Below are 10438 nucleotides of genomic sequence, written 5' to 3'. Positions count from 1 at the left end.
GGCGGAGCAGCACTTTCGCCGGGCCTTTGAGTGCTATGCCCATGTGGGCTATCGCACGGGGCTGGCAGCCACCTATAACCGCCTGGGGCAGGTGGCCCTGCGCAAAGGACAGCTGGAGGAGGCTAACACCTTGTTCAAGCAGGCCGAGGCGCTGGTGACCGGCTTTGATGAGGAGGTCTTCATCACCAGCCAGTACTACCAGGGGCGGGTGGCCGCAGCGCAGGAACGGTGGGAGGAGGCGGTGGCCCACTGGCAATGCGCTGGTGAGCATGCGCGTCACGTACAAGATCGCTATCAGCTGGTGGCCAGCCTGGTCGAGTTGATGAAAGCGCTGTTCCACCTGGGCCGGCACCAGGAGGCGCAGGCGGCCTGGCAGGAGGCGCGGACGATCGCCGAGGAGGAGGGCTATTGCCTGCTGCTGGGACGAGGTGAGGAAGTGCTGGGGAACCTGGCCTATGCGGAGGGCCGTTGGGAGGAGGCGATGGCGCACGCTGTCGAGAGCTGTGCCTGGATGACGCGTCATCATGTCTTGGAGTACCAAAGAGCGCAGCGCCGCTTGCTGGAGCGCCTGCTCGCTCTGCCCCTGACAAGCGTTCCCGAGATGGCCCGGCGCGTGCGCGAGGGCTGGCGACAGCGGGGTCTGGCAGAACGCTATCCTGAAGTAGACCAGGCATGTGAGGAGATCCTGCAGTTGCTGCCGGACCTGGCCCGCGGGCCAGGGCAGGGAGGCGGCCCCTGACCCCTGATGGACCGGGATGAGGAGCGCTCGCGCAAAGGCGCGGCAGACGCTGCTGATCGAGCGGGCAGCCTGGAGGGGCCTGACGACAGGGGAGCAGCTCGTCGCTGGGCCCCTCCAGAGCGAGAGCCAGGACAGGCGGGGGCTGGCTGGCACTGCCCAACCTCGTCACTGTGAGGATCTCACCCCCCGGTCCGGCTGCTCACCCAGCGCTCTTCGAAGGGCTTCCGGCGCACTCCCAGGGCCACAGGACCTGGCCCTATGACAGCAGAGAAGCCGTCATAGATGACTGTGTTTGAGGGGATCATCGAAGCGGCTTGACAGAGACCGCTCCTGATGCTCTTATCGAGGAAGTACCGTCAGCATGAGCGAAGCAGCCTGTATCGGAGTGAAATGGAGTGAAACACTTTACATCTCCCTTGAGAATGCTGATTGCACCAGTGCTCTTGTGAGTAGAAAGAAGAGCAAATGAGCCTGTTGGTGACGTTTCGACGAAAGCGCTGGGCATGGTTCGGCGACACGTACGAGCAGATACAAGAAGGGTCCTGGAAGGACCTCTTGGAAGCGATTCGAGACAGCAGCTGCCACTGCTGGGTTTTGATGCCCACAAGAGAGCCAGCCTGGCACGGATTTCTGCTCCAGCTGGAAGACGACTTAGAGCGTCAGCCTCAGGAGTGGGCAGTCATCATGCCCCTCCGTAGGGACCAGCTGAGGATGACCGAGCGATTCGGGCCTGCGCGGATCTGGGTCGTGCCGCCCACCATCTTTGGGTCCATGGTGCGGGCCATCCGGCGGGCGAGGCGGCGGATGGCCCAGCTCAGGAGCAAGCCAGTGTTCCTCCTCCCCCTAGACGATCAGGAGTTGCTCCATCAAGGAGCGCTCTCTCAGCTGATCCACTCAACTGCAGCAGCACCTCGAGCGCGGCAGGTAGAGCTGCTTCGTTGCCTTGCAACGCCAGCTGCTCTAAGATGACCCTTTGCCGCTTGAGTGTCGCAAGCTGCACATCGCGCTGCTGCTTCAAAGCGGCTCGCGTCAGCCCCTGCTTCTGAGCAGCGACGATGGTCTGCAAGAAAGCCGTCATCGCCGGCTGCAGGTCGACAGAGAGTCGATCCGAGAGATCAGACATGGATTCCCTCGCTTTCATCGCGCTGGTCCACGCTGTGCAGACGCTCCCGTCGCTCGACGAGGGATCTCTGCCGATGGTGCTCTCCCACGCACCACCTGCACGCGCTCCCAGTCTCGCAACACCGGATCGCCATCGTACAGGTGGCACGTTCTTTCTTACGTACGATTACACACACTACGACACTACGGCTAGGGCACTCTGAAGCAGAGTAGGAGCTGTCAGATCAGTCCCTGTGCATAAGAGTAGCAGTAGAGAGCGATCTGCTGCTTCAGCAACCGGGCATAATGCAGACACAGCTCCGCTGGGACGTGCTCCTCCATGTTCTGGAGGGAGAGTAACCAGAGCGCTCCCTCCAGTTCCCGGAAGCGTTTCTGTCCGGTAGCACAGAAGCGATTCCCACAGACCGCCAGATCCTCTTGCGCTGCTGTGAGGAGCTTCCAGACCTCCTGCCGGCCCTCTCGGCTCCGCTGGATGCAGGCATGGGCACGCCGCTCAACGTCTGAAAGCCATGTCTGCAAGAACTCTACATCCCCCGGTTGGACCCGCGCGCTGCCCTCCAGGTGGGAAAGGACTTTGACCAGATCCTGCAGCTCCTGAGCACATCCTCTGGCTGCGCTATTCCGTTCAGGACCAGCCAGAGGGGCCAGGCAGCAGCTTAGCTCGCGGACTGCCTCGTGCAGCGGATGCAGCTCTTCCTGACACCGGTCCTTCTGACATGGCGCTAATAACTGCCTCACTCGCCTGGACCAATCCACGCACCGGTCTCGCCAGCAGCGCAGGGCCTGCACGATGGCCGTGCGCCAACGCGGACGACACAGCAGCACTGTCTGGAAACCACTGACACACAGGATCAGCAGCAGGATCAGTGTTTCTACGAGCAGCAGATGAGACATGAAACCACCTCCTGGGAACCGTTCTCCTCCCTCCACCAGGGTTCTTCCTGTGGCATGGCGTCTCCTCTGCAACCCGGCGCTTCGCCGTGCACAGGGACACTCCTCCAGGTGTCAACCCTGTGCAGGCGAGGCTTCATACAAAACATCTCGGTGTCCTTGCAAGGACACTGCTACTGTAGCAGGCAAGGAGAGGAAGAACACCGGTATGGAGCAGGAACGGCGCGGAAACGTGCAGGGTTCTCCACGGGAATCACCCTGGAGCGGTTGCAGGAGCAGGAAGGCGCACCTGACCGGGTCCCCCTACTCAGGGACTTCACTTGACCTTCCACCAGGGGAGTACCAGCGCCTGTAGCCTATCCTTCAAGGCTCGCCAGAAGGCCCGAGATGGGGTTGTTCCTGCTCTCTTTCTCTGCAATGGCATTCTTGATGACACGCCACACTCGCCTCACCTGTCACCCCTGCCAGCCACGCCAGAAGAGCGCAGGACCTTGCGCTGCCGGCGTGCCTGACCCGGAACCCCAAGGCACAGGATGGTTTCCACCCAGGTCCTCTCCTTTCCTGTCTGCCTCCTGCCCGCTACCGAACATCTTCCCAGCCCAGGCCGTCACCTATCCCAGGCACCTCCCGAGTCTGCTCGCTACGCTGTTTGTCGCAACAGACGCGACATTCACTTTGCAGCCTGCAAACACTCGAAACGCAGCAGGAGGAATAGCTGTGGACCCAGTGACCTCGCTCTTCCAGACCATGCAGTCTCTGGTCGACCTCATTATCACGACTCCTCCAGAGTTCACCACGGCGAACCGCGTGGTCATCGGAGTATGGACTACCATGACAGCCGTGGCAGATGCCTTTTTCGTCCTGATACTCATCATTGGGGCGACCCAGATCATGTACAGCCAGAGCACCGGTACGCTCTCCATGCCACTGAGTCAGTTCTTAGCCAAAGCCATCGTGACAGCTCTGTTGATTCATCTGAGCTTCTTCATCGGACAGGATCTTCTCATGCTGAATAATCTGCTGTGCGCCTTGCTCCCAGCAGACGTTCAGGGCCTGATTCGCCAGGTGAACGGCGGCCAATCGTTCAACAACACGCAACTGCTGAGCCTTTCCTTTGTCCTCACGATTGTCGCCGGGCTCAGCTTCATACGCATCATCTTCCAGGCAGTCAAACGTATCGTTTTCTTTAATGTATTATTTGTTCTCAGCGGTCCAGCCTTCCTCCTATCGTTCCATCCCCAGACAGCTCCCTGGTTCGCCTTCTGGGCTCGAATCTATGTTGTCACGATATTTACCCAGTTTCTTCAATTTCTCACATTTGAGCTGGGTTTCCAATTTCTCATTGCCACCGAACGCACCGGTTTGACTGGCATGATTCTGGCGATTGCGCTGCTCAACCTGACGGCTGAGATTCCGGGCCTGCTCTCGCGCTTTGCTGCTACCCCTGGCGCGACCACAACGGGGATCGGGAACCTGGTAGGAATCGCCATCAGGGCCGCCGCCGTGTTGGCTGCTGTCTGAGGGAGCACAGGCCGTCGCCACCTCTTGTCAGAACGACTACCACCGAAAGCAAGAAAGGAGGAAACATGGAGGCACTCAACGCTTTGAACGAGATTGTGACCCTGTTGCAGCAAAATGCTGCCAAGATTGGCATCACAATCGCCGGCCTGATGGTGGCGGTGTATGCGATCGCCATCATGCTCGACAACGACCAGTCTCCCACGGCGCGGACTGAGAGGTGGGCAAAGCTCAAGCGGGTCTTTATCTGCGCGGCGATTATTGCCGGGGCCGGCGCCTTCGTGAGTCTGGCCACGGGTCTGGGCAAAATGCTCTAGTCCTGACTGAGAAAGGAGGGAGACGGGCAGGCTCTCTGTAGACGGGCGACGACCCGCACCCGCCATGTCCCCAGAGGGCCTGCGCTTGTCTCATCAGATGAGATGCAGGCACACGACGAAAACCCACTGGTCAAAGCGGTCCCGACCCATCTCTTCCAGTTTGAAGAGAAGATTTTCGGGATGTCTTTACAGCAGCTGCTCACCGATATTGGAGCTGGTGTTGGCCTGTTCACGCTCACCGCAGGACTCCCATTGCTCACTCGCATCGTGGTGTGTGCAGTACTCGCCGTGCCAGTGCTCATTCTGGTGCATGGGCAGGTTGAGGGCCAGTCATTGCTCCAATGGCTCTACGTGTATGCTCGGTTCCTGTTCCTTCCCAAACATACGAACTGGCAGTCCGCCGAGGCGCGCGCGCGCGCCTTGAGCAGATCGGGCAAGGTGCCCGCCGTTCAGACCACCTGGGTGCACCTGGATCACCTCTCCGGGGGAATTATGGGGTACAGCGAGCCTGGTGGCAGAAGCCCCAACCGAGGGCGTTACTGGGTAGTACTGGAAGTGGAAGGACGCAACATCCGCTATCTGCCGGAAGCAGAGCAGGTTCGGATCTACAGTCACTTCGAGCGCTTTCTGACCGGCTGCGAGTTCCGGCTCCAGTTCATCTCGTCTATCGAACAGGTGCAACCAGCAATCTACCCGGCACTGATCGCGCAGCGGGCGGCTGTTCCTCGCATCCAGGGCAGCACACGTCTGGCAAAGCTCCAACAGGCCAGCGTCGAGTTCCAGCAGCGACACCTGCAGAGTTGCACGATCACACGGCATTTCGTGGTCATCTCCGTCTCAGCTCGCGAGGAGGCGATTCGGCGTCGCACCGATGGGGCCAGGCGTGGCCTGCTCAGTACGCTGTTTCGCCTGCTCTTGCCCAAAGCAGAGGAGATTGTCACCCGCGAACAGGTGCTCGACCAGTTGCGCATCCGCACGTCGGTTGTCAAAAAGCTGTTTCAGCAGCTCGAAGTTCGGGCGTGGCTGCTCGATGAACCGGACCTCCTTCGTCTGTTTGCATCGTGCCTGGCGCCTGGAGCTGAGGTTCCCGCGTTCCGCGCGGTGGACATGGATGAGGCAGCTTTTGCGGCCCTCTCTCTGGCCGAGAACGGAAGAGCAAAAGGGACCGGGCGCGGGGACCGCTGGAAGTCTATTCGCGGACTCCACGGCCAATTTGTCCACGAAAGCACAGACGAACAGGCCCGCTTCGAGGCTGGAGTCCTCAATCTGGCCGACCTGGTGGCTCCATCCAGCATCGAGGTGCACCCGGAGACGCTGGAGGTCGCGGTACGCGGGAACACGCGCTACCAGCGCTACTTTAGCGTTACCGGCTACGGCCACCAGTTGCTGTGCGGCTGGCTGGCAGATCTCTCCAAGTTGGGGCTGCCGATGGTGATTTCCAGTTCCTTTGATCCTATCGATACCGCCTTCATGATCGCACGCCTGGAGATGCACCTGGTCAAGCTGGAGAGCCAGCGGATCTCGGACCAGAAGACGCTCAAGATCACGAAGGCCAATCAGAGTGTCGAGGCTGAGCAGGTGCGCCGCGTCTTGCGCGAGTTGGCAGCACGGCGTATGAAGGTGTTCGCCACGAGCCTCATCATCGGCATCCACGCAGGAAGCCGAGAGCACCTGGAACAGCGTTCCCATTACCTGCTCTCGCACCTGCGGCAAAAGCAACTGCGCGTTCGGGAATGCCGAAGGCTTCACGATGTCGGCCTCCAGTTGAGTCTGCCGATCTGCCTGCCCCCAGACCTCTCCCAGACGGTGAACTTGCCCAGTGACGCCATATCCACGTTCCTGCACACCTGTTCTGGCGTGGTGGGAACACCCACGGGCGTCTTTCTGGGCTTCATCGGGTCTGGGTTCAGTCGGCGCCCGGTCTACTTCAATCCCTGGTCGGAGGAGCGTAAGATTCCCAATCCCCATGTAGTCGTGGTGGGCGAGACGGGCATGGGGAAAAGCTGGCTGGGCAAGACCTTCGCAACTGGCTTCATGGGGCTGGGCGTCGCCGACGTGGTCGTGCTGGACCATGACGACGATTACCTGCCGCTCCACGAGTTCTTGCGAGGGGAGAGCCAGCGCTATAATCTGGCGCGCGGCTGCCCAATCAACTTTTTTGACCTGCCCTTTGCTCCCAGCGATGTCGATCCAGCTGATCCAGCAGACCTGTTGGCCGAGTTCCTGGATAACCACCTGTTGGCAGGGCTGACCCTGCTGATTTGCGATGCCGAGACGACGCTTTCGAAACTCGAAGAGGCGTATCTGATGGCCGTGGCGCGCGCAACGTATGCCGCCAGAGGCCTGACCAGCGAGGCGATCCGACGCGATCCAACGACGTTGCTGCTCCCAGCGCCGACACTCTCTGACTTTCTAGAGACCATGAAGCAGACGCCGGCGTCTTCTAAGGCGATGCGCCAATCGCTCATCGAGCGGCTGGAGAAGGCTGCATATCTCTTCTGCGGGGAGACGAGCATCCAGCTGGAGAAACCGCTGACGATCTTCTCGATCCATGACCTGGACGAGAAGTGGTATCCGCTGATGACCTTTGTGGTCCAGAACTTCCTGTATCGCCACCGGGCGCTGCGACGAGACGAGCGCTATCTGGCCTACATCGTCGAGGAGGCATCCTACATGCTGCGCCATCCAGCAGGGCGCAGGTACCTCGAAAGTGGGTCCAGGGGGTTCAGAAAGCTCGGGATCGCCCAGCTCACGCTCTCACAGCATCCGCGGGACTTCCTGGAGGAAGGGCAGGTCATCCTGGCCAACGCTGGCACCGCGTTCTTCCTGGGCATGCAGCGTAACGCTGCGGAAAAGCTCTGCCTTTCTCCGGAGCTGGAGCGCACGTTGACCGAGGCGATCCCGGGCCAGGCCGTCATGCGCTGCGGGAACGACTATGCAGCCATCCAGGTAGCTTCCATCCCTTTCCACCGCGCTCTGTTCACCACGGACCCGCAGGAACGCAGGCGGCTTCGGGAGCGCGCGCGCTCAGCTCAGCTGCAGTCTTCTCGGGAGAGTTCTCCCCTCAGAAAGGACGAGTCTCATGCGCAGCACTCATAGACTGAGACGCCCTCGACACAGCCAGCTCCCCACTCGGCTCATGAAACGGCTGCAAGACCCATTCGTGCAGCATCTGATTGCGTTAGTGCTCATCACACTGCTCGCCGTCGTCATTGGCTGTGCAGTGGAAGCCAGCACCACTTCATGGCACCTGTTCTGGTACGGATTGCTGGCAATGTAGGCAGGAATCTCTGGCATGGCGTGTAAGATGGACGCCGCCACCTCATAGAAAACTAAGGAGAAGAGAGCTGATGTCAACAACGTGTGTTCCTTCCATCAGTCTGTCGTTCCGTTCACGTGCATCCAGATGGACGCGCCTTCTTCTTCCGGGGCTGCTGTTCGTGGTAACGGTGTCACTCCTCTTCCTGGGGAGTCTGCTGTTCCTGACACCGACTCCGCCCAGTTTCGCCAGGGCAGCTTCGTTTGAGACCTGCGCTACTGTGCCTCCCAGGGAGAAACCGACGTTTTGTAATGGGGCAGACCCCATTCAGGGCGGGTGCGCCTCCGATGCTGAAACGGTGACCGAGGAGCCGATCCTTGATGGGCCCGAACAGATTGGCCTGGCGCAGATGCGCCACTCCCCCTCTTGCAATACCTACTGGGGACGGGGCTTCAGCTTTTTGTCTGGTAAGAGCATGACGGTGTTCATTCCTGAGTTGGGCACAGGCGGGAACGCCTCCTTTCTCTCGACCACCCCAGAGATCTACTCCAACATGATCTACGCCACGATCCCCACCGTCACGATTGGGATCATTATTGGACCCACTCGGGTGGTGTTGGCAACGATTCCTGGTGTCAATCTGAGAGCCTGACTGAGAGCCTGAGCTGTTTGCCTGACCTGCTGGCACCAGCATGCCAGCAGGCAGACAGCGCCAGGAAGAAAAGAAGGAGGCGCAATGAGCAGGAGACGACGACTGGCATGGCTTCTTCATTACAACCATCGAAATAGCAATATACCTCTTTTAATGGTTTTACCTCATGAGGAGGGCGAACGTCAGGCCGCCGCAATGGAGAACTGGTTCCAGGCGTGCTCGTCAGATGAGGCGTTTGCCCTGGAGCTGGCAGGGACACGCCGCGAGCAGGTCTTTCTGCTCCGGGCATCGTCGAGTGAGCAGCTCACGCTGCTCGCTCAACAGTTGTATGCCCAATATCCTCAGGCGGAGCAGCGGCGGGTGGCGCCCTTTGCCGACCCCCTCCTGCTCCATCCGGGAGAGCACGCAGTGGTCGGCGAGTTCGCTCTGGCGCAGCCTGCCTGGATGCCACTCAAGACGTTCAGCGGGAAGGCTCTTGCTGAGCCGGGTAATGATCCGCTCGCCGGCATCCTGGCGGCGATGGAGCCCCTTGCCGCTGGCGAGCGAATCGTCTGTCAGTTAGCGCTCATGCGGGCGCCGGAAGAGTGGATTTCTCGCTACGTGCGCAAAAGCGTCGAGCACCCGCTCCAAGAGGAGCGTGATCAGCAGACAGCCCTGCGCTACGGAGCCAGCTCCACCGTGGTGGAGAGCAGGGAGGGCTTGAAAGTGCTGCTTGGTCTGGCAGGGATGCTTGCGGTCCTCATCGGTTTGCGCTGGTATCGCGCCGGGTCCTGGCCTCCCCTGATCGCCCTGGCCGTAGCCGTGTTCCTTGGCGCCCTTGGCGGTGCCTGGTGGTGGCTCAGCCGCAAGAGCGGTGAAATCTATGACATGAAGCTGGTCGCTGAAAAGTTGGTGCGCGCAGCATTCTACTGTCAATTGCGTGTCATCGTCATCGGGCAGAAAGCCCGCTCCTCCAGGCGACAGCTTCGTACGCACCTGGCTCGCCTGGAGGTGGCGTATCGCCAATTCACCCTGGCCTCCGCCAACAGCCTCGCTCTCAGGCGTGTCCGCTATCTCACCGCGGCCCAGAGGCAAGCCAGGTCGCTCCCTGAGCCAGGAGCCGCATTTCCGTATCATCATCCTCTCCTCCGCTTCCTGCACGGAGCACCGACAAAAGATGTATGGAATGGCCTGGAGCTGTCGGGGGCCTTCCATCTCCCCCAGGAAATGACGGACCTTCCCCTGGTCAGACGACTGGCTGTCAAGCATCTCCTGGCTTCTCCCGAGATCGCCTACCAGATCGAACACCAGCCCGCCTCCCTCCCACCAGCTCTCATCGGGCACTCCCGCCAGCGGGGCTATTGCGTCCCAGTCTATGTGCCCTACAGCACGTTGTTCAGCCACAAGTTCCTGGTGGCGAGGTCCAGATACGGGAAATCCACGCTGATAGCTCTTCTTGTCCAGGCCGTCATGCAGCCCGTGCAGGATGGCACCATGCAGCCTGGCGTGTTTGTGATTGATCCGCACCGTGATCTGATCGAGGATCTGCTCCTGCTGATCCCCGATCAGCGAGCCGGCGACGTGTTGCTGCTGGATATGACCGACACGCAGTTCCCTGTGGCCCTCAATCCCCTTGACGCCAGCATGGGCTTCACGCGTGACCAGGCCATTGCCAACCTGATCTCCAGTTTCAAGCAGATCTGGTCCGACACCTGGGGACCACGCATGGAGCATTTTCTGAAAAATGTCTGCTTACTGCTCTTTACACTTAACGAGCAATTGGTCGCTGCAGGGCGAGCACATGAGCAATTCACGCTCCTCGATATCAACCCGTTGTTGCAATATCAGGAGTATACCCTGGCCGTGCTGCACCAGCTCGATCCAGCCGATCCGTGGCATCAGGAACTGCTCGCATGGTGGCAGAACACCTATTTCCTGCTCCCGAAAGCGTCCACGTTCCG

At 60.2% G+C, this 10438-nt stretch carries 7 protein-coding genes and 1 pseudogene; 6 read left to right on the top strand and 2 right to left on the bottom strand.

The genetic code is table 11. From position 1 onward, the window contains the following. A partial coding sequence (locus IRZ31_RS17215; protein WP_297155885.1) for a tetratricopeptide repeat protein occupies nucleotides 1–739 on the top strand: 739 nt, incomplete at its 5' end. Nucleotides 740–1553: 814 nt separating this feature from the next. Here IRZ31_RS17215 and IRZ31_RS17210 read toward each other — a convergent pair. Further along, entirely contained in the window at nucleotides 1554–1862 is a 309-nt protein-coding gene (locus IRZ31_RS17210) for a hypothetical protein (protein WP_297155883.1), read from the bottom strand. 218 nt (nucleotides 1863–2080) lie between these two features. After that, nucleotides 2081–2755, bottom strand: a complete 675-nt coding sequence (locus IRZ31_RS17205; RefSeq protein WP_112433903.1) for a hypothetical protein — start codon at nucleotides 2753–2755, stop codon at nucleotides 2081–2083. 714 nt (nucleotides 2756–3469) lie between these two features. Between IRZ31_RS17205 and IRZ31_RS17200 the strand changes: the two genes are divergently transcribed. The 5 genes and pseudogenes from IRZ31_RS17200 to IRZ31_RS17180 form a co-directional block, all read left to right on the top strand. After that, nucleotides 3470–4273, top strand: a complete 804-nt coding sequence (locus tag IRZ31_RS17200; RefSeq protein WP_297155880.1) for a hypothetical protein — start codon at nucleotides 3470–3472, stop codon at nucleotides 4271–4273. A 65-nt stretch (nucleotides 4274–4338) separates the two neighbouring features. Beyond that, on the top strand, nucleotides 4339–4587 hold the full coding sequence (locus tag IRZ31_RS17195; RefSeq protein WP_297155878.1) for a hypothetical protein: 249 nt from the start codon (nucleotides 4339–4341) through the stop codon (nucleotides 4585–4587). Nucleotides 4588–4767: 180 nt separating this feature from the next. Beyond that, complete coding sequence (locus IRZ31_RS17190; protein WP_363325693.1) at nucleotides 4768–7686, top strand: PrgI family protein; 2919 nt, start codon at nucleotides 4768–4770, stop codon at nucleotides 7684–7686. Between the two features lie 251 nt (nucleotides 7687–7937). Further along, complete coding sequence (locus IRZ31_RS17185; RefSeq protein ID WP_297155874.1) at nucleotides 7938–8498, top strand: hypothetical protein; 561 nt, start codon at nucleotides 7938–7940, stop codon at nucleotides 8496–8498. A gap of 84 nt (nucleotides 8499–8582) precedes the next feature. Then, nucleotides 8583–10438: pseudogene (locus IRZ31_RS17180) on the top strand (hypothetical protein); the annotation flags it as partial.

Origin of the sequence: Thermogemmatispora sp. (assembly GCF_019683635.1) — a bacterium.
GTDB lineage: Bacteria > Chloroflexota > Ktedonobacteria > Ktedonobacterales > Ktedonobacteraceae > Thermogemmatispora.
This window is presented reverse-complemented; position numbering and strand designations above follow the sequence as displayed.